We start from the raw sequence: 19,732 nt of genomic DNA on the forward strand, positions 1-19,732 counted from the left end.
CCGTGACGGCCACCCACACCGTCAACGCGAAAACTCCGATCAGGGCGGCGCGCGAAGCGGCGGAACGAGACGTCATTCTACGCCCGGTCACATCTTCGAATACACTTCAGCCTGTAGGGCGGTCCATACCCGGCTGGCCGCGGCTCACGCTGGTTTCTTGAAACGCACCATGCCGTCGACCTCGATGCGCAAGTTCGACTATTGACCCGGACCAGGGTTCTCTCGGTCTGGTTTTGAGCCAAGGGGGAAGCAATACGATTTCCTGGACGTGCCGCTTGAGGCATTTGTCGCGTTCAAATCTGCTTTCGCCAAGGGCCGCTATTTCAACAATCACATCCGCAACTAACTATGCATTGCGACTCGCCCAAGATCCGACTCGCCCAAGAAAAGGCTGCAGGCTCGTTGGACGATTAAGGGAGGTACTTTCCGAAAAACGGCCCGCGCTGATCGAAGGGCGCCCAGGCCGGACCGTTGCCGCCGGTCGGCAGCGGGAGGCATCCATTACGGCCGGTGCAAACCGGCCTCTCCCGGCACAATTAGCAACCTTCGGCAGTCGTTTTCATCTGTCCAGGGGCTGCGGACTGGGCACTGGTGTCATCCTGTTGACCAGGAGCGGCCTGCTTGGCACTGCCACTCTGCTGGCCCGGCGCACAGTCCTTCGCTGAGTTCGAATTGGTCGACTTCGTTGTGGTCGAATCCGTGTTGTTATCTGTCGTCGGCATCGTTGTGGTAGTGGAGGAGCCACTCGACGTTGTCCCTGTTGTCCCTGTCGTCCCCGCGAACGCAAGCCCGCTGGAAACAGCCATCATGGCAGTGGCAAAAAGAAGCCGTTTCATTCTTCATCTCCTAATGACAAGTAATGTCCCTTCCATTCGATAACGGGGGATGCGAAGGATCGGTTCCGATGCGACCTTGTGTTGACCGACAGCTTTGGGGCGGCCGTTAGCGGACTGGCAGCCTTCAGGCGGCGGATCTTCGGTAGCTGACATTCCGGCTAGCGCGGACATCGCCTTCCCCATGGGCAGAAATTATTCTCCTGGGGCCCGCCCACGTTTCTCTCAAGCCTCCGATTTCATGACCGACAGGTTATCACGATGTGTCTGAAGGTGCAGAAGCTGATCGTGCCCCTTGGTTGTGCAGCCCTTCAGCCGTGGGCCAACCTCCCAACACCCTTGAAAAGGACTTGAAGTCGTCCCGCACCGGAGCGAACGTCTTCGCATGATCGGGATAACACGGCGGTCACGAGACACCTGACGAGTTGAAGGAATGGGAGCGACGCTCCCTGGAAGGCGACTTCTCGCAAATGCCGCGTCCCTTCCGTTGGCGTCAGTCAGCGCGCTTTGCGCATTTCATGAATGGCTATAAGGAGGCGGGCGGTTTGATCAATTCGCTCGTCTGCACCGCAGAATTGCCAGAGATGTCCTGGACGGCCGTTCGCCGTGGTACGGAAGCGCGCGGGACTTTATGGCTCTGGCTGAGGGCGTCCTTGACGACCTGTGCGAAGACAACGCGAGGATGGAGGGCATCAATACAGCACCCGCGTTCCGCGACGCCTTCATGTCCAAACGCTGCCTGATCCCTGCCGACGGCATCTCGCCGTGAGGAAGAAATGACGCTGAGGACGCCAACTGTCGTCGGGTCCGCTGGCTGCATGGGTCACGCCGCAGGCGTTGCAATCCCTTCTAAAGCGATGATCCTGGTGTTAGCGGAACGTTTGCGGATCTCGATCAGCCGGGCGTATTCCGGCGAATTATACCAGCCCATCAATGACGCCATGTCGGGGAATTCGACAATGACCAGTCGGTGTGGATCCCAATCACCTTCCAGAACCTTGGTGGCGCCACCGCGGCCCAGGTACCGCCCACCGTACCGCTCTTCGGTAGCGGGAACGTCCCGCCGATATTCCTCGAACAAGGCAGCGTCTTTTACGTCTACATCCGCTATCAGATAGGCAGCCATCTGTGTTTCCTCCTTAGACCTACCTCGCGCTCCTCGGCTTCGGCGTCGTCGGTCCGCACCCTGTCGACGATCTCCGTGGCGACATCCAGCGCCAGCGCGCTTTTCGATGATTTTGGCGCTGCCACGGCTTTCCTTCTTTCGCATGGTTCGCAAAGATTAGCATGATCGCATGCTCTCGTGTCTGGCGGTCTCCCTCAAAGCGTCATCGACCGCCCTTCAGATGAGACACCGCCGTCTCGACAGGTAGGCTCGGCAGGGTTCGGTTTTTCTTCGGTCCTTTTCATCCAAAACTTGTCGAAAAGCGCGAATGAAAATAGGAAATATGCAACCTGAAAGATGATAAAAATCAGCAAGGTCCATGTAAGGGACTTCCAGAACGAATCCGTTGCTAGGTAAATCCAGGTCGCTACCACGGTCGACATGGCAAACATCCCAATCAGCAATCGCGGAAAAAACAATATGTTCAATGCGCCCCATAGCTGGACCGACCGGTCTCACGTCTACCCCCCAGAAGCACGTAAGGCTTCACTAAATTAGTAATTGCGCGCCAATGGCCAGAACCAAACCTTCCGACCAGCTTTCCCGGGCTGAAATCGACCGCTTCCTGGCAGCAGCCGAAGCGCTGCACAAGAGCATCGTCGGGCCGCTGTGGCGTACCACAGCGAGCATGCCAAGCTCTGTGAGGTCCCTCCACCCCTTTTGAAGGCGGTCGAGAACATCACCGACCATAAGGCAGCCAGACGGCTCCCGCGCGGCTGAGACGGCCCTGTCCCGTTCCTTTGGATGAACTGCGCAAAGGCCATAGGCGATAAGATAGGTATTGCCCTGCGGAATCGGGTGTGATTCTAACTGCGACGACACACGAATTGCTTCCAGACGACGGTTGGGCCGAGACGATTGAGCTTCTCGGCGGCGAAGATTTGCTTACGCGGAGCGCCCGCGAGACGAAGGCGTTCCTGCGCCCGCGGGGCGTTCGATCGGCGCCCGATCTGTTGCGCCTGACGCGCGGCGGCTTCTCGACCAAATCCATCTGAAGACACCGAACGCGTTCATTTGGACAGCGACCCATACTTGGCCCGCCGGCTCATGCTGGCGGGCTTTTTTGCGTCAGTCGGGAACATCCTCACTCTGAGGCTGTTCGGTCACACCCGGCTCGTTCTTCAGCGATTCCTGCCGGTGACCAAGATGTCCTCTCCACTCGTCATGGTCGGCCCGCGCAGCCTCGAAAGCAGGCGCGGGGCTCATTCGCCGTCATTGCTGTGTTGTCGGTGCGCAACCGCTTCTTTGAATGCGCGTGCTGCTGCATCGCAAGCGACACGTGAGGAGCCGTTCACGGACAAGATGATTTCGGCTGCCTTCACGGTCAAACCGTGTTTTTCGGCGAACTCTGCGGCTGTGTATGCGAGTTTTGTTTTTTCGCTACTCCGCATTTCTGACTCCATAGATCTCTTGCGCCTCGTGCAAGCTCTGTCGGGCCTGTTGCAGTGATCGATGCAAGTTCGCCAGCAATTCGTCGGCGTCGGCCGTCGGACTGCCTTCGTGATCCAGTAAGCCGACGATAATATCCTGCTTGGAAACGATGCTCTCGTTGTGACCGAGTTGGCCCATAAAATACATGAGCCGGCTCTGTGCCTGTGTGGGCATGGGCCTTCTCCCTGGTCGGGCGAAAGCCTGATGATCGCTCCCAAGCGCCTCGTGCCTGTTTGTTTTTGATTTTTCGAGGCGACGGCAACATTGTGCGCTCGTTAGCAGGCCATGGCAACCGGCCAGGCAATAGCAGCATCCATGGTGCGCCGCCCTGACCGCGCGTGCCAGTCCCCTGGCACCGCTCGGCCGCTACTTTAGTGTTTCTGGTTGACCATCGTGATCGGCGCACCGCATTTTCGCGTTGAGGGACAAACTGGGGATCCTGAATGAAGAAGCCTTATCAGAAGCCTGAAATAACAAGCGCGAGAAGCTCTCGGCCGTAACGGCTGTGTGCACGCCATCAACCTGCACCGATGAGTGAGAACCTTTAGACCGGCGCTTTGCCGAAATTCGCTAGCCAGTTGGCTTCGGCGGCGGGCTTTTCCGCTTCCAGGCGCCGAAACTTATCTTCGCGTTCCTGTCACCACGAGCCATGCGGTTTCCGTGCTCGGTCTCCGCACTTCAGGGTCGCTGAACCCTGCATCTCGCAAGGCAGCAAATGACCTCATCGGCTCGCGAGGTATAAAAATGTCGGCCGGCATGTTCATCCTGTCCATAAGCGCCTTCGGGAGGAAGCCCAGGACGACGCGACCGCCTGGTTCGATGACGCGAGCGAGCTCTGCGGATCCGGCTCTAAGGCTTTGCCAGAAGTACACTGTGTGGACGCTGAGCGCCTTGTCGAATGCTATCCGGCAAGGGCAAGTCCTCGACTAGCCCGACTCGGAACTCGGCTCGTCCGGCGCGCACTGCATCTGTAGCGGGCCACCCATCTGTCAACCTTCCCGACATGGAGTATGCCGAAGAGCTGGCGGCCATCCTGAATGCCAACGACCTAAAGCAGAGGCTATCTCACGGGAGGTTCCCCGGAGGGTTCGCCTAACTGAGGTGTGATTCGCCCGCCTTCGTAATGCCCATCGAGGGTGGTTTGTCCGATCCGAACAAGCATTTGTTATTGAACTTCCGACTACCAGGGTCTTAATCGACTTGCCATTGCTTTTCGTAGGGAGGCTGTGATGGGCAGCGTGGTACCAATTCGCAAGGCCACGCCTCGCGTGGAACTGGTCGGAGCCAGTGGCGAATGGGTCGTTCGCATCATTGAAACTGACCAGGAAATTACACGCTCATTCGGCCTGGAATCGTTTGCGCTGTCCTTCGCGGCAGGCCAGCGGATACGCCTGCATCTCGACCAGGTTGTGCGGCTTTAGGACTCGCTACGATTGGATAACCTCAGTGCCGGGAGCACGGAGACTTCACCGCAGACCATGCCGAGCAGCGGGATCGACACGAAGCTGTCTCGGTGGTGATCGTGAAATCTTCTGCTCGACAAGCAACACCCATGAGGAGAATGCTTCCGCTGTCCGAACTCACGACCTTGCAATTTGGCGCATTTCGCGAAGCGCGATCGACCCAGGATACGCTTGTGTGCGGATCTAGGACTCTAGTCGAGGCTCACTAGCGGAACAGCCGCTTAGCCATGTGGCTCGCAATCACGGAAGGTCAGTTTGCGACCCAAAGCTCCCGGTCAGAATGCGCCCCCCCTTGGCCGTAGAGATGACGCAGCGTGAAGCACATGCACGTGAGGAGGAATTGCAGCAAACCTTTCGTCTGGGCCGTGGACTTCATCGAATCGGAATGGGTTTTTTAGAAATTCGTTTATCTATTCGTGATTTCTAATAAAATATGGGATCCAGTGCATTCATCCGGTTCTGGCCTGCATTGGTCCGCGCAACACGCGCCAGGAACGGTAACGTTGCCGTCGTCGTTGCCTTCACCTTGCCGGTCGTGGTCGGCGGCGCCGGCCTCGGTATCGAGACGTCCTTCTGGTACTACAGCAGCCTCAAGCTGCAGGCCGTCGCCGATGCCGCGGCCTATGCCGGTGCGCTCGAGAAAGTCGCGGGTTCCGATAACCCGACCATCATCGCCGCCGCCACGCAGTCCGCGACCTCGAACAATTTTGCCACGCCGGGCACGATTCAGGTCAACACGCCGCCATTGTCCGGCCCGAACACCGCGAAGAAGGCGGTAGAGGTCATCGTCAAGCAGAATCTCGATCGCTACTTCACGGCGATTTTCAACCAGGCGCCCGTTGCCGAACAGGCAAGGGCGGTGGCGCTGATCAATGACGCCTCCAAAGCTTGCGTGCTGGCGCTCAGTCCCTCGGCCTCCCAGGCTGCGCTCTTTTCCGGCAACACCACCGTCAACCTCACCGGCTGTTCGGTCATGTCGGACTCGATTGCCTCGGACGCCATAAAGACGCAGGGCTCGGCGGTGCTCAAGGCCGACTGCCTGATCACGGTCGGCGGCATGGTACTGAACAATCCAGCGACCACGGTCTGCAAGTCTAACATGACCCATGCCTTGCCGGCGGCTGATCCTTTCTCCAGCCTGGCGAAGCCGACGGCCGGCAACCCGTGCAAGAGTGTCAACGGCAACAAGACGTCGCAAACACTCCAGCCTGGCACCTACTGCAGCGGCATGGATCTCAAGGGCAATGTCACCCTGCAGCCGGGCGTCTACGTCGTGCAGGGCGGTATGAAGGTCAACGCCAACGCGGTCGTCGCCGGCAGCGGGGTAACCATCTTCATGGCGGGCAGCAACACTGTCAGCATGAACGGCAACGCCAAGGTGACGCTGAGCGCGCCGACATCCGGAACCTATTCCGGCGTGCTGTTCTACGGCGACAGGACCGGGACCACGGCGCAGAGCACCTTCAACGGCACCGCGGCCTCGCTTTTGACCGGCGCCATCTATTTCCCCAGGCAGCAGGTCAACTACCTTGGCAACTTCTCCGGGAACGGCGGCTGCACTCAGGTCGTCGCCGCACCATCCAGTGGTCCGGCAGTACGACCATCAAGCAGGACTGCACCAGCCTCGGGATGAAGAACATTCCGGCGACGCAATCCGTTCAGCTCGTCGAGTAGCGGGATGGGTGGGCGGACCTTGCGCATTGTCCTGGACAAATCCGGGATAGCTGCCGTCGAGTTTTCCATGTTGCTGCCCATCCTGTGCCTCGTCTGCCTCGGCATCGCCGACGGCTGGTCCTACGTGACGAGTTACCTGCAGATGCGCGCGGGCGTTAAAACCGCGGCCAATCTCGTAATGGCCGGCGCGTCCAATGACACCGGAACGCAGGCGGTCGCGCTTTCGAGCTGGAACGACAAGCCCGAGGACGCCGCGGTCGTACTGGTCCGCTCCTATTTGTGCGGCGCCACGGTCGTGGATGAGACCACCATCTGCGGCGGAAAGAAAATCTTCGTCCAGATAACGGCGACGGGCACCTGGGTGCCCCCGTTTAACTTCGGTGTCTTCCCGGACCCGCGCGCGATCAGTCATCAGCAGGTGATCCGTGTCCGCTGAAAGGATCGGATCCAGGTGGCGCCGTGACTGCTCCGGCGCAGCCGGGCTGGAATTCGCCTTGATCGCGCCTTTCCTGGTGATGCTTTTGTTCGGAATCTTCGCCTTCGGCTGGGCCATGAATGCCGTGTCGACCGTCCGCTATACACTGGCACGCGAGCTTCTGAAGCGCCTTGGTCAACGTCGTCGCGACGTGGCGCTAGGCTGGGAAGATGCCGACCCGTCTACTGTTGCCGTCTCTGCGTTTCAAGCCGACGTTCTCCGCTCTGCATGCCGACGCCTACTCAGGGAAACCGGAGCGCCTGAGTGTCAATGGCGCGATTTAGCTAAGGCCCCCTGGTGCGCGATTTGACTGGGTGCGAGCTGATCGAAACTGGCTTGGTGGATTGGATCGTCAGCAAGTAGCCGCTGCCCGCCAGCGGCCCAGCAGCCGTCTGCGGGGACTTTGCAGCGGGCGCGCTGGGCCTGACCGGTGGGGCGGTGTGGTATCCGCCGGCTGGCGAACATATGCGCCTCCTGCCAACGCCAGCGAAACATCCAAACGAACGAGGTGATCTAACCGCGATCTCGCCATCCAAGGCCAACACATAGGCCGATAGCAAAGGCCCATAATTGCTGAGAGAACGAAAATGGCCGACGCCATGGTTGGGGAACCCGGGTGGGTAGGCGCCGGCCACAAGCGGAACAGGCCCGCCGCGCCACACACATGGCTGATTTGTCATCACGTGGTTATGGTGTGATCGCGTAGGGCTAGACCAGCGGAACCTAGTAAACGCCGCTTAGTAAGCGATCCTCGACGCGATCGTTCATCGCCACGACATGCGGCGTGCACAAGACGTTGGGTAGCGAAAACAGCGGATCGTCGGTCTTCGGCGGCTGCTGGTCGAACACGTCGAGAGCCGCACCCGCGATTTGGCCATTGGCCAGCGCTGCTCGCAGGGCCGTGTAGTCGATCAGCGATCCGCGCCCGGTGTTGACGACGATGGCTGACGGTTTCATCTTCGAGAACGCGGCGGCGTTCAGGATGTGATGGTTATCGGGGCTCGGCGTTGCGTGCAGCGTCAGGAAGTCGGATTGCTCCACCAGGGTGGAGAAGTCGACGAGTTCGACGGAGGCGCTTCCTTCAGGAAGGGATCGTAGGCAAGGATGCGGGTCTCCCAGCCGAAAGCCGTTGCGCCACGCCACGGCCGCTGCGGCCGAGGCCGAGGATGCCGACGGTGGCGCCGCGCCATGGGTCAGGCCGCGCCACCCGCCACGCCGCATGAATTCGGGCGTCCACGTGCCAAGTTGTTTGGCAACAGCCAGCATCAGGGCGACCGCGTGCTCGCTGACCGTGAAGATCCGAAAATCGTTCGGCGTACTCGAAACCAGAATGCCGTGCTCGGTGGCAGCGTCGAGGTCGATGCCGTCGATACCAATGCCGTATTTTTAGACGTACCGCAGTTCCGGAAGCGCCTGCATCACGCGCCTGGTGATGCGGGTGCCGCTTGCCCCCATCAAGGCGACACAGCCATGTGCCGGGCAATCAGCTCATCCTCGGTAAAGCGCTTGAACGGCATTTCCCAGAGCGCATTGCCGAAAATGACGTTGACCCCACGCTCGCGCAGCCAGTCCAGCGAGGCGCCGGTTGGGTCGTAGCGTTCAAATGCGAGAACGCTGGGCAAGCCTTGAGCGCTCATGATGGTGGCGACCTCCTCAAATACCTTCGAATTGCTTCCGCTGTACGGCTGCCTTGCATCCGCTTCGGAAGGCTTTTCGGGCGCTTGTCCGCTTGAATCAACTGGCATCACACTTCGATGTCCGATCTTTCATTCTGTGGGTGACGGCAGCAGATCAACGAGCGGCACAAAATCCTCCAGCGAGTCATCAAGTGGCGGGGGTTCTTCCTCAGCCTCCTGCTTTGGCTCCACCATCAGGAGACCGACGACGACCAGAGCCAGAGAGGCCCAGGTCAGCGCTGGTATCGACTCTCCGAGCAACAGCATGCTCCAGCCTATGCCGGCGGCTGTCCCCGCATAGGCGTTCTGGCTGGCGAAGACCGCACCGGTGCTGGAGACTAGCAAAATGAAGAGCAGCATCGCCAAATTGCTGGCGGCAGCCATCAGCAAGACGATGACGCCAAGCCGACCAGCCAATAGACCAAATGGCACGAAGTCCTGATAAAAAGCGGCAAGTGGGATCAGCATCAAAACCGAAACAACTAGGGTCATGCCGAACAGGGCGACGTTATCGATTTTGGCGGGCTTGGACTCTGAGAGATAGATATCCTCGACTGCGTAAGTGACGGGGATTACAAGAGCGATGACAAACCACACCCAACTGGTGGCTATTTCTCCGGGCTCTCCGTACAGGAGGATGATGGAGATGCCGACGAGACCCAATCCAAGCCCTAAAAAGCGCTTCAAATTCGGAGCTTCGGTCCGCATCAGAGCGGCGAACAAGAAGACAGCAAATCCCTCGAGCACGATGACAATGGAGACGATGGAAGCTGGGAGCTTGCTTGCCACCCAGTACACCAGAACCTGGTTGATCACCGAGCTAATGAACGCAAAACGAAGGATGAACGTCCGATCGGCTCGCGTGAGATCCTTGATTCTTGGCATTGTCCGTCGCTTCAAACTAATCCCGATGCAGAACACGGCTCCGATAATGTCGATGAGGATTGCCAATCCGACCGGATGAGCCTCAACAAGCGAAGCCATCTTGGAAAGTGGAACGACGACGCCCCATAACCCGCCACATGCCAGCAGCAGTAGAGCGCCACGAAACGTGCGAATATTTTGCCGCATCTTTCGCTCTCGCTCGTAAACCTTCTGGGCCATTGTCGCGAACACTGTGGCAAGCTTGCCGAGACCATCTGTACGGCTTGCTACGTCGCGGATGCCAAGCTTCGAAGGATTGAACCGCCCGGTCTCCAATGTGGCGGCCGCCCTGGTCAGCTTGGCCACCTGCCGCAGATATTCCGTCTCAACGTCGCGGAGTCTTTTTTTCTCGATGCAGGTCTCAACACGAGCCTTGAGTAGAGCTAGTTCAAAGTCCTTTGGCAGAAAGTCTTCCGCGCCAAGCTCGATGGCGCTAATCACGCTGCCCATTTCTTCATCGAGGGCCGAAATGACGATCACCGGCAGATCGCGAGTGGCCCGCGAAGACTTGAGCGCCTTGAGCACTTCGAAGCCATCCATTTCGGGCATGACGATATCAAGGAGTACGAGGTCGAATGGATTCTGAGCAACCTGTTCAAGCGCCAGCTTGCCGCTTGCGACAGCGGTTGTTTCATGGCCGAGCGACTGGATGGCTTTGCTGAGTTTCAGGCGCACAGTGCCTGAGTCATCGACTATGAGGACGCGCGCACCTTCTGGTGCGCGAGCATCAGGTGATTGTGTCTCCGATTCTATGCTCATTCGGTTGTCCCCCTCGTTTCAAATCGGCAAGGCGAGAGCTTAGATCTCGGCTGGCCGTGTCACACGCGCCCGCGATGAGTTCCACTTCCGTCGCGGCCGCGCCGGGCATACTGTCGCGGCAGGATTGTTCCATTGCCGCGCAAAGCGCGGAAAGTTGGTTGGCGCCGAAGTCCCGCGCGCTTGATTTCAGCGTATGGGCAGCGCGGCCAAGACCTGAACGGTCGCCGGACTCCGCAGCCCGGCGCATCTGCTCGACTAGCAACGGGGATTCCTCCAGAAAACTCTCAATGAGTTCTGCAAGAGAGTCTTGATCCCCACCTATGAGATCAAGGAGCTTGTCTAGAGCGTCCTGCGCAACATCCATGACCGGACCTTTGTTGTCAGTTGTGTTGGTGGGCGCGTGTAAGAGAGGCGACCAACTCCTCCACGCGCAACGGCTTGCTTAGGTAATCATCCATCCCAGCTTCCAGGTAGCGCTCGCGGTCGCCGGCCATTGCATTGGCGGTAAGTGCCACGATGAAAGGCTGCAGCGAGTCCCCGGCGCCTGATGCGCGGATCAACCTTGTGGCTTCGAGCCCGTCCATGTCCGGCATCTCGATATCCATCAGGATGACATCGTGTTGTCCCTTGGCAAATGACGAAATCGCCGTCTCTCCATCCACCGCCAAGTCTACCTTGTAGCCAAGCCGTTCAAGCACCTTGGACCCAATCTTCCGATTGGTGATGTTGTCATCAACCAGCAGGATCCGAAGCGGCAATTTCGCCGCCATTTCGCTGTCGAGGGATGGTCCCTTGGGTTGATCAGGCTTGGCTGAACGCGTTGGAGCCACGGCAAAGACGGACATGAAAGCATTGAGGAGCGGCGAGGGCTTGATCGGCTTAGGAAGCATCGCCGCAAATTTGATGCTCTCGATATCTGCCTTGTTTCGCTCATCAAGAGGCACCAAGGAACTCAGCAATATCAGTGGAAGGTCACCTCTTTCACCAAGCCCACGCAATCGTTTGGCCAGTTTTATCCCGTCCATCTCTGGCATGTTCATGTCGAGCACGATGGCGTCATAATTTTCGCCGCTCGAAATCCTGCGCAATGCGTCCAGAGGCGACTCGGTCGTGTGTGGAATCATGGACCAAGATTGGGCTTGCAGAGACAGGATGCGCCGGTTGGTTGCGTTGTCGTCAACGATCAGCAGCCGCTTGCCTGCGAGTTCAACTTTTGCCAGCGACATTTGCGCCTGCCTGGGAGCGGGCGCAACGGCAGCGCGGATCGTGAAGAAGAATGTCGTACCCGACCCTTCAACACTTTCGACCCATACCTCCCCGCCCATCAGTTCTGCCAGGCGTTTGCTAATCGCCAACCCTAGCCCGGTGCCCCCGTAGCGCCGCGTCGTCGAGGCATCGACCTGGCTGAAAGACTTGAACAAGCGATCCAATCTGTCTTCGGGTATACCAATGCCGGTATCGCGTACTGCAAACTGCAGGGTGGAGAAGCCCTCTTCGCTTCCGCCATGGGGTGTCCCCGCGCCCTCAACTGCGGGCGGAACTTTCATCACCGACAGGACAATTTCACCCCGCTCGGTAAATTTCACAGCGTTGTTGAGGAAATTAAGCAAAATTTGTCGCAGTCTGGTGCTGTCTGCCACAATCCCGCCAGGAGTACCGGGCTCCACCAGGTATGCCAGGTCGAGTCCCTTCTCCGCGGTCTTGGAGGCCACCAGATCAATTGCGCTCTCAAGGCATTCCCGGAGTTCGAAGGGACTTGGATCAAGCTCCAGCTTGCCGGCCTCAACCTTGGAGAAATCGAGTATGTCGTTGATAATCGTTAGCAGGGCTTCGCCGCTGTTGCTGATCGTCTCGCTAATCTCGCGTTGTTCAGTGTCAAGCTTTGTACCAAGCAACAAGTTGCTCATTCCGATCACGCCATTCATTGGTGTGCGGATTTCGTGGCTCATCGTCGCCAGAAAAGAACTCTTCGCCTCATTTGCCGCCTCGGCCGCCTCTTTTGCCTGCTGCAGCGCCAGGGAAAGCTGTTTGAGCTCGGTAAATAGCTGCGCGTTATGGAGGGCCGCACCGGCATTGGCGGCAATGGTGGAAAGCAAGCGAAGCGAGTCATCGGTAAATATGCCCTCCCGCGTAGTGCTCTGAACACTGATAACTCCAAGCGTTCCTTGCGCGGTCTTGATCGGAACGCCGAGATAGGACAATGCATCCTTGCCGACGGGGGTAGCCCCGATCTGAGCTCCACGTTCCGCTACATCCTGATTGATCAGCAGCGGCTCGCCAGTCTCTATGATCTTGCTTGTCAGCCCCTCGCCAAGGGTTAGTGTGTTGAAGGCCTCGCCAAACTGATAGGGGAAATGGATTAGGTTGGTTTCCGGATCAAGCAGTGCGACGTAGACAATATCGGCATCAAAGATCTCCTGCATCTGGTTACCGATCAACTGGATCGTGCTGTCAAGTTCCGATTCCGCTATGAGCGCCTGACTAACCGTTCCAATGGCGGCAAGTTCGGCAGCGCGGGCTTCAGTCACCTTGAGCAGACGCTGAGTTTCATTGAATAGACGGGCGTTGGCGATGGCGACCCCCATGCTGGAGGCCACCGTCTGCAGCAGGCGCACGTCGTTTTCGTCGAACGCATGCTTCTGATAGCTCTGCACACTGAGAACACCCAGTGTTCCCTCACCAGACTTGATCGGCACGCCTATGTAAGAGGCAGTCCTATCCTCTTCGTGTGGAAAGTAGGCGCCAAGCTCTTTTCCTTCCTCAAGAGTGCCAAAAACAAAGGGCTCACCTGTTGTGATGATTTTCGAAGCTACTCCCATGCCCATTGGGAATGGATCGATAGCTCTATAGGTCCTAAAGTATGCATAAGGGACATGGATCAAGCCGGTTTCGCTATCGTGTAACAAAATTTCACTGACTTCGATGCCGAAAGCCTCCCGCACCTTGTCGCCTACCAAGCGAATAACAGTGTCCAGGTTAAGCGACTTCGTCATCGCTTCGCCAACGCTGTTGAGAATCGCCAGTTCTTTTGCGCGGTCCTCTGTCACTTTCAGCAGGCGCTGCGTCTCATCGAATAGATGTGCGTTGGAGATGGCTACGCCCATGCCGGATGACAGCCCCTGCAACAGACGCACATGATCTTCATTGAAGACATTCTTCTCGTAGCTCTGAACGCTGACGACACCCAAAATCCTGTCACCAGCGATGATCGGCACGCCCAAGTAGGATTCGGTCCTGTCATCTTCCGTAGGTATAAGTGCGCCCAGAGCAACGTGTTGCTCAGTCGAGCCCAAAACCAATGGCTTGCCTGACAGTATGACCTTGGACGTCAGACCTTCGCCCATCGCAAATGGCTCGGGGTCCTGATAGTCCCTGTAAAACGCATAGGGTACGGTGATCAGATCAGACTTCTCGTCACGCAGCAGGATTTCGGTGACGTCTGTTCCAAATATCTCGCGCACCTTGTCACCGACGATGCGCGTGACGGTCTTGACATTCAACGTCTTGGCCATTGCTTCGCCGACACTGTTGAGGATCGCGAGTTCTTTTGCGCGGTCCTCGGACACTTTCAACAGCCGCTGGGTTTCGTCGAAAAGGCGGGCATTCGAGATGGCAACTCCCATGCTCGACGAGAGAGCTTGCAAGAGACGCACATGATCTTCGCTAAAGGCGTTCTTTTGGTAACTCTGCACGCTGACAACTCCTAGAGTTCTGCCTCCCGCGATGATCGGCACGCCTAGGTACGATTCTGATCGCTCCGCTTCGGTAAGTGCGATCACATCAAACTTGAGGGACTGCTCAAACGTATCAATAACCAGCGGTGTTCCAGAGAGAATGACCTTTGAGGTAAGTCCTGCGCCCAAAGTGAACGGCTCCACGTCCTGGTACTCACGATAGAATGAATACGGGACGGTGATGAGATCAGATACCTCATCGTGCAGCAGTATTTCCGTGATGTCCTCCCCGAATATCTCCCGAACCTTGTCACCGACGATGCGTGTGACAGTCTTGACGTTCAACGTCTTGGCCATTGCTTCGCCGACGCTGTTGAGGATCGCGAGTTCCTTTGCGCGGTCCTCGGTGAGGTCGAGCAGACGCTTGTTGTCGGCAGAAAGTTGACTGAGTTGAGTTGCCCCAGATGCTTTGGCGACTTCCAGCTCGGCAATGTACCGGTCCGCTGATTCGAGTCGACCAGCAAGGTCGATTTCGACTGAGCTCTGCATGTCGGCTGTCTCCCCCAAAAATCCGCCAAGAGTGCGAGCGGCATCCTTCCCCAACTGCTCATCATACATTAGCAAGCACTGTTACATGCCGCGCAGTTGATTGTCAGTACCCGGCCAGCGTCTTTGCGCAGCCATTAGCCTCTGATGTCCGCTTCTGCCACAAATCACCCAGTCCCGGTCATGAGAAATGTCCGCTTTCGCGAGCGGCCATGGGTGCCCGCTGAACCAGATGAGGCGCGAGGCGGTCATGCCCGATGTCACCTGCGAAAGTCTGCTTCGGGTCACGTCACGACGATGTTCGCACCGAATTAAAGTTCCGCTATTGAGGATCCGAAGCCCGAAGCTGTCAGTCCGCTTGCGGCCCAAAAACCGACATCTTGACTGAATGTCAGCAATTGGGCCGACTGCGGACTTGCGGCTTCGAGGCCTGGAATGTGAGAAGCGGACGTTCAGGCGCTCCCCATGCATCGACGTGAACTGACCGATTGTGTTGAAGAGTCCGACGCACCGCGAAGTCACCACCGATAATAGAATCCCGTTCCACCCTGACGCCTTGCATGGAATCAGGATTCACTTGTGGGGTCTTTTCGGAACGCCACGGTACGCAAATGCCGTAGTTAGCCGCGACGCGGACTTTTTCAACAGTATCGAACCAATGCGGACATTTGCTTCCGGAACGGGGGCCGAGGTCCCTGGTTTGCAACCAGCCCTCCGCTGTCTTCCTAATGGAGGGCGTGCTAATGGTTAACTAGCTTGGGGATCAGGCCGATTTCAAATTTGATCGCTGGCGCGTGGGCGCCGAGCTGGCAAACATCTAGTAGTAATCCTGGAGGCGATCCCCGCCGCCTCGAAAGCGAGCAAGACGACATCACGACGAAGTAATCGAGGGATAGTTAACAGCCATAGGGCCGCGACAACGGCAGGGGCACAAATGACATTTCTGGTGCGCGTATGGCTAGCGTTGACGGTTGTTCTGGCAATTGTGGTTACTATCTTAGCGGTGCTGGTTAAGCTACAAAACGAGGCGGTGTATTCGCAGCTTGTGCGGCAACGACTTTCGGTCATTGCAGCGGAACCGCCGCCCCCTTCCGGTCAGTCTCGGAACTTGGTCTCACGGTGGCGACGGTGCGCAATGCCCAAGAGCTGCTGAACCGGGCTTGGCAGACCGATCCCACGATTTCCAACATTGTTCTGCTTGATGCAGCCGGCGGAGTTATCCTTTCTGTTCCGGATGCTGCTGTTCCATTTAGCGCGCGCCAAATGGGTCGCGCAATGGAAGAGGGCTCCAACAGCCAGTGGGGTCTTGAGACTGCGACCGCGCTGATCAGCGGTGCCACCATAAAGGACGAGAACGACGAGCGGGCCGCTGCATTGGCAGTTATCTACCCGATGAACGAATTGCGGACCCACAATCGCCTTATCAGTTCGCAAATTTGGCTGTCGGCGCTGGCGCTTCTGACCGGATTCTCGACCCTAGCTTACGCCGCATTGCGCTATCGTCTGCGTCCGGCCATCCACACCCTCGACGACATCGCCAGCCATGCCGAAGACGACAGCACTTTGACTGCCGGCGACTTTGCCGATTTTCGAGCGACGCTCGCCGCGGGCACCGCAAAATACCGTTTGGCAACTACAAAACTTGCTGCGCTTATTGGGGCAGAGCGCGCGGAAGCTCCACCTGCGGGGCCACAGGGTGCCGACGTCATCTCGGTTCCCGATAGCCCCATGGCTGTAACGGTGTCGCGACGGCTTACGGCGCTCATAGCCGTCCTGGTGCTGGGGATCACCGTATCGCTCGGCACTGTCGCCTACCGCAGCATCGATGACTCCTTTGCTCCCGAACTCGACAAGCGCACGAGGCTTATTGGCAGCATTGCCAATGATGCTATTGCCCGCACGCTTAAGGCGGGTGTGCCACTCGATATGATGGTCGGTGGACGCGAATTCTTCTCGTCCCTGCTTCGTGACTTTCCAGAAATTTCCTACTTCGCGCTGGTCACCAACCGACCCATTTTGGAGATGGGCACCCGCCCGCCCACCACGACGTCGGTGATGCTACAGGCAGGGACCGTCGTGCCGATCGTCGTCGACAACAAGCTGGTGGCCAATGTCGTCGTAATCAAGAACGCGGGATACCTTTCGCGTGAATTCCGCGATCTCATTCTCGACCTCCTGGTGGTGACGCTGGTGACAATCCTGTTGGCGGTTGAACTGGTCTCCTTGATGACCAATCACTCGCTAACCGGACCGTTGACCCGCCTCGACTACATCCTGAAGCTTCAGGCGGCCGGCGATTTCTCCCACCGCATCCTCGTGAGCGGGATTAGCGCCGTCGATAGGCTGGGCCAAGCCCTTTCCTTGCGTGCTGAGCGGCTTGCGGCAATGATGGCAGCCGCCCAGGAGCTACCCAAGGGCACCCGTGCCGTGCAACTGGAACCGGACTTCATTATACCGGCTGGCCGGCCGCTCATCATGAGATTTTGCAGTCTAGGCGATGTGCGACTTCCGCTTTTCCTCATCGCCGCGGCTGACTCATTTCCACTGTCGTTCTTTTCGCTTTATGTCCGGGATGCCGACAATCCGCTGACTTGGCTCAACCCAGGCATCGTTATCAGTTTGCCGCTCGCCGCCTATCTCACAGCCATTGTCTTCGGTTCGCCCTATGCGCGTCCGCTCGCGAAACGCTTCGGGCACCGCAACCTGTTCGTGTTTGCTTCCATCCCAGCGGCCCTCTCGAATTTTGGGTTCTTCATTTCCACCAATGTGCTCGAAATTATCTTTTTCTGTGTGTTCAGCGGCATTGGCTATGCTTTTGCTTCACTCTCTTGCCAGGACTACGTGATCGACGCTGCCCCAAAGGAACAGCGGGCCCAAGCGCTAGGGCTGTTCCACGTAGCGATGTTTGGCGGCTTCTATGCTGGAACGGCACTGGGGGGCGTGGTTGCCGACCGTCTGGGCGAGCGCAGCGTATTTCTGGTTTGTGCCGTCTTGATCGTTATCTCCGCAGCGATGATCTTGCGCATGCTCCCTGGCCCCACCCACGTTTCGGCGCTCACCGAGCAGGGCGGCCGCTCTAAGCTGCGGCAGTTGCTTGGAACAATTGCTGATGGCCAGTTCGCGACCCTGCTGTTTGGCATTATCTTGCCCCAAACGATCCTCGATCAGGTCTTCATCTCCTATCTCCTGTCGCTGCAGATGAACGCGTTGGGCGCCTCCACGGCCGATACCGGACGCCTGATGATGATCTACTTTCTGATGGTGATCCTGTCAGGGTCACTGTATGGGCGACTGCCTGCCGGCAGGATCTCGGCAGTGGGCATCACTGTCGCCGGAGCATTGCTTGGCGGAGTGACGCTGCTCGCAGCAGCGGCAGTTACCAACGGCTGGACAATGGTCGTTGCCGCAATCGGCACCGGCCTTGGCTACGGCCTGGTGAGCGGGCCGCAGACGGCCACGGTGATGGAACTTGCGGAAGGAAGGCTGGCCCATATCGGTTCGGAAAGGGTCCTTGGCGCTGTCAGGGTCATGGACCGAATTGGCAGCGTTGTGGGCCTCGTCGCGATCGCCGGCGTCGCTGGCAGTTTTGGCTATTCCGCCGCAATGGGCTTCATCGCCATCTTGGTGCTGGCCGGGGTTGGCTCGTATCTCATCTACCACGTGGCAAGCCACAGCTTGCCGATCATCGCAGGGAGGAAAGCATGAAATTGACATACCCTATGTTGGCCGGGGCCGCGCTAGCTTCTTGCCTCGTTCTTCCGCCTCGGGTCGAGGCGGCGGAGAAGACCGTTGTGATGATAACGTGGCTGGGCTGCGAGGATGTCTGCAAGGGCCTCAAGGACTCGCTTGAAGAAAAGAAAATTGATGTCAGTTTCGTCGTCGACGATGCGGCACAGGACAAGAGCAAGCTGCCCGACTTTGTCAAGGATGCACGCGACCGCAAGGCTGACGTGGTGGTCACCTGGGGCACCAAGACTACTCTAGGCATGGTCGGCACGTTGAAAGACCAGCAGAACAGCGATCTTCTCAATGACATCCCCGTGGTGTTCACCGTGGTAGCCGATCCGATCGGTGCGGGTATCATCGAAAGCTACGAAAAGACTGGCCGCGCCAATGTGACCGGTACCCGAAACCGAGTTCCCGAAAGCGTCAACATTAAGAGCATCAAGCGCTACCTGCCGAGCTTCGATCATCTCGGCCTCCTGTTCGACCGTAGTGAGCCCAACTCGGTGAAAAAGACGGAGGAACTGACAGCTTTGTCGGAAAAGATGAAGTTCAAATTCGACGCATTGCCACTGCCGGCGCTTGCCGATGGAACTCCGGATCCAGCCAAGCTCCCCCAGGCTGTCGCTCAGCTGAAGGCGGCCGGCGTGCAATTCGTCTACTTGGGCTCGAGCACCTTCCTTGAAAAGAATGCGGACGTCTTCACCGATGCTGCCGTGGCAAATGGTCTACCGGTGCTCAGCCCCTATGAGCATCTGGTCAGCGAATCCCGGGCGCTGATGTCGGTGGCCGCCCGCGACTACGACGTCGGCAAGCTGGCCGGCGAGCAGGTGGCCAAGATCCTGGCGGAGGGTGCCAAGCCTGGCGACATGCCTGTCGTCGCCATGGAGAAGTTCGCCTATGTGGTTAACATGAAGGTCGCTAAGAAACTCAACTTGTTTCCACCTGTCGAGTTCCTGCAATTCGTTGAGAAGGTGGAGTGACGCGAAGCGACTATCGCCGCACCCGCGACGCCCAGCGTGGTCGCCGGCAATGTCCGCTTAAAGGCAGTGACACAGTTAACTTTAATGACCGAGGTGAGGCGCATTGCTGTCCGGCGGTTTTGAATCTGAAAGTAGCCGGTTCACTCGTCAACTCTGATCTTCGCGCACCGTCGTGAAACCCAATTTGCAGACGACTCCTCAAAATGAGAATGGCCCCTGCTTAGGTTTGCGGGTCAGTACGCGAGTGGCGCGCTAATTCCCTCGCTTTTCAATCTTTAGATTTGGGAGGTCGGGTCGCTTGGACACCACACCCGCCTCCTTCAAGGCTGTGTATCCAACCTTTTTGAGGAGCTTCTCTGTTTTGGCGCGCTCCTTGTCGAGAGCGCTCTCACCTTTGACCTTGGGC

General features: G+C 58.0%; 15 protein-coding genes and 1 pseudogene. 8 read left to right on the forward strand and 8 right to left on the reverse strand.

Features of this window, described 5'->3' with window-relative positions:
• Window positions 1–253: 253 nt before the first annotated feature.
• Window positions 254–346: pseudogene (locus ACYG9Z_RS15610) on the forward strand (KTSC domain-containing protein); the annotation flags it as partial.
• 1,169 nt (window positions 347–1,515) lie between these two features.
• Window positions 1,516–1,602 carry a hypothetical protein gene (locus ACYG9Z_RS15615; RefSeq protein WP_348524486.1) on the forward strand — a complete coding sequence of 29 codons (87 nt, stop codon included), beginning with the start codon at window positions 1,516–1,518 and terminating at the stop codon, window positions 1,600–1,602.
• Between the two features lie 54 nt (window positions 1,603–1,656).
• On the opposite strand, the gene ACYG9Z_RS15620 is transcribed toward ACYG9Z_RS15615, so the two are convergent.
• The 3 genes from ACYG9Z_RS15620 to ACYG9Z_RS15630 form a co-directional block, all read right to left on the reverse strand.
• The gene (locus tag ACYG9Z_RS15620) at window positions 1,657–1,959 is read right to left on the reverse strand and encodes a DUF1330 domain-containing protein (protein WP_023670645.1); all 303 of its coding nucleotides are present in this window, start codon (window positions 1,957–1,959) and stop codon (window positions 1,657–1,659) included.
• Complete coding sequence (locus tag ACYG9Z_RS15625) at window positions 1,944–2,084, reverse strand: hypothetical protein (protein WP_155924055.1); 141 nt, start codon at window positions 2,082–2,084, stop codon at window positions 1,944–1,946. The genes ACYG9Z_RS15620 and ACYG9Z_RS15625 overlap by 16 nt, the downstream gene beginning before the upstream one ends.
• Window positions 2,085–3,378: 1,294 nt before the next feature.
• Window positions 3,379–3,603, reverse strand: a complete 225-nt coding sequence (locus tag ACYG9Z_RS15630; protein ID WP_023736937.1) for a hypothetical protein — start codon at window positions 3,601–3,603, stop codon at window positions 3,379–3,381.
• Window positions 3,604–4,658: 1,055 nt separating this feature from the next.
• On the opposite strand from ACYG9Z_RS15630, the gene ACYG9Z_RS15635 reads away from it, so the two are divergent.
• From ACYG9Z_RS15635 to ACYG9Z_RS15650, 4 genes are all read left to right on the forward strand, one after another.
• Window positions 4,659–4,850, forward strand: coding sequence for a hypothetical protein (locus tag ACYG9Z_RS15635; protein WP_023699408.1), 192 nt, complete (start codon window positions 4,659–4,661; stop codon window positions 4,848–4,850).
• 511 nt (window positions 4,851–5,361) lie between these two features.
• Window positions 5,362–6,525 carry a pilus assembly protein TadG-related protein gene (locus ACYG9Z_RS15640; protein ID WP_286461247.1) on the forward strand — a complete coding sequence of 388 codons (1,164 nt, stop codon included), beginning with the start codon at window positions 5,362–5,364 and terminating at the stop codon, window positions 6,523–6,525.
• A gap of 45 nt (window positions 6,526–6,570) precedes the next feature.
• Window positions 6,571–7,002: a TadE/TadG family type IV pilus assembly protein gene (locus ACYG9Z_RS15645; RefSeq protein ID WP_023746404.1), complete on the forward strand. Its 432-nt coding sequence runs from the start codon at window positions 6,571–6,573 to the stop codon at window positions 7,000–7,002.
• Complete coding sequence (locus ACYG9Z_RS15650; protein ID WP_050592417.1) at window positions 6,992–7,351, forward strand: TadE/TadG family type IV pilus assembly protein; 360 nt, start codon at window positions 6,992–6,994, stop codon at window positions 7,349–7,351. The genes ACYG9Z_RS15645 and ACYG9Z_RS15650 overlap by 11 nt, the downstream gene beginning before the upstream one ends.
• A 413-nt stretch (window positions 7,352–7,764) precedes the next feature.
• Here the strand turns inward: ACYG9Z_RS15650 and ACYG9Z_RS15655 are convergent, their stop codons facing one another.
• From ACYG9Z_RS15655 to ACYG9Z_RS15675, 5 genes are all read right to left on the reverse strand, one after another.
• Window positions 7,765–8,418: an NAD(P)-dependent oxidoreductase gene (locus tag ACYG9Z_RS15655; protein ID WP_348626507.1), complete on the reverse strand. Its 654-nt coding sequence runs from the start codon at window positions 8,416–8,418 to the stop codon at window positions 7,765–7,767.
• Between the two features lie 77 nt (window positions 8,419–8,495).
• Window positions 8,496–8,789 carry a hypothetical protein gene (locus tag ACYG9Z_RS15660; RefSeq protein WP_245259938.1) on the reverse strand — a complete coding sequence of 98 codons (294 nt, stop codon included), beginning with the start codon at window positions 8,787–8,789 and terminating at the stop codon, window positions 8,496–8,498.
• An 18-nt stretch (window positions 8,790–8,807) separates the two neighbouring features.
• The gene (locus tag ACYG9Z_RS15665; RefSeq protein WP_023733670.1) at window positions 8,808–10,400 is read right to left on the reverse strand and encodes a response regulator; all 1,593 of its coding nucleotides are present in this window, start codon (window positions 10,398–10,400) and stop codon (window positions 8,808–8,810) included.
• Complete coding sequence (locus ACYG9Z_RS15670; protein WP_023699256.1) at window positions 10,369–10,764, reverse strand: Hpt domain-containing protein; 396 nt, start codon at window positions 10,762–10,764, stop codon at window positions 10,369–10,371. The genes ACYG9Z_RS15665 and ACYG9Z_RS15670 overlap by 32 nt, the downstream gene beginning before the upstream one ends.
• A 16-nt stretch (window positions 10,765–10,780) precedes the next feature.
• Window positions 10,781–14,623: a GAF domain-containing protein gene (locus tag ACYG9Z_RS15675; RefSeq protein WP_198020723.1), complete on the reverse strand. Its 3,843-nt coding sequence runs from the start codon at window positions 14,621–14,623 to the stop codon at window positions 10,781–10,783.
• A 1,116-nt stretch (window positions 14,624–15,739) separates the two neighbouring features.
• Between ACYG9Z_RS15675 and ACYG9Z_RS15680 the strand changes: the two genes are divergently transcribed.
• Together ACYG9Z_RS15680 and ACYG9Z_RS15685 are read left to right on the forward strand one after the other, a co-directional pair.
• Entirely contained in the window at window positions 15,740–18,325 is a 2,586-nt protein-coding gene (locus tag ACYG9Z_RS15680; protein ID WP_084566324.1) for an MFS transporter, read from the forward strand.
• On the forward strand, window positions 18,322–19,326 hold the full coding sequence (locus ACYG9Z_RS15685; protein WP_084013687.1) for an ABC transporter substrate-binding protein: 1,005 nt from the start codon (window positions 18,322–18,324) through the stop codon (window positions 19,324–19,326). The genes ACYG9Z_RS15680 and ACYG9Z_RS15685 overlap by 4 nt, the downstream gene beginning before the upstream one ends.
• The last annotated feature ends 406 nt before the right edge of the window (window positions 19,327–19,732 follow it).

The organism is Mesorhizobium sp. RSR380A (assembly GCF_054719385.1).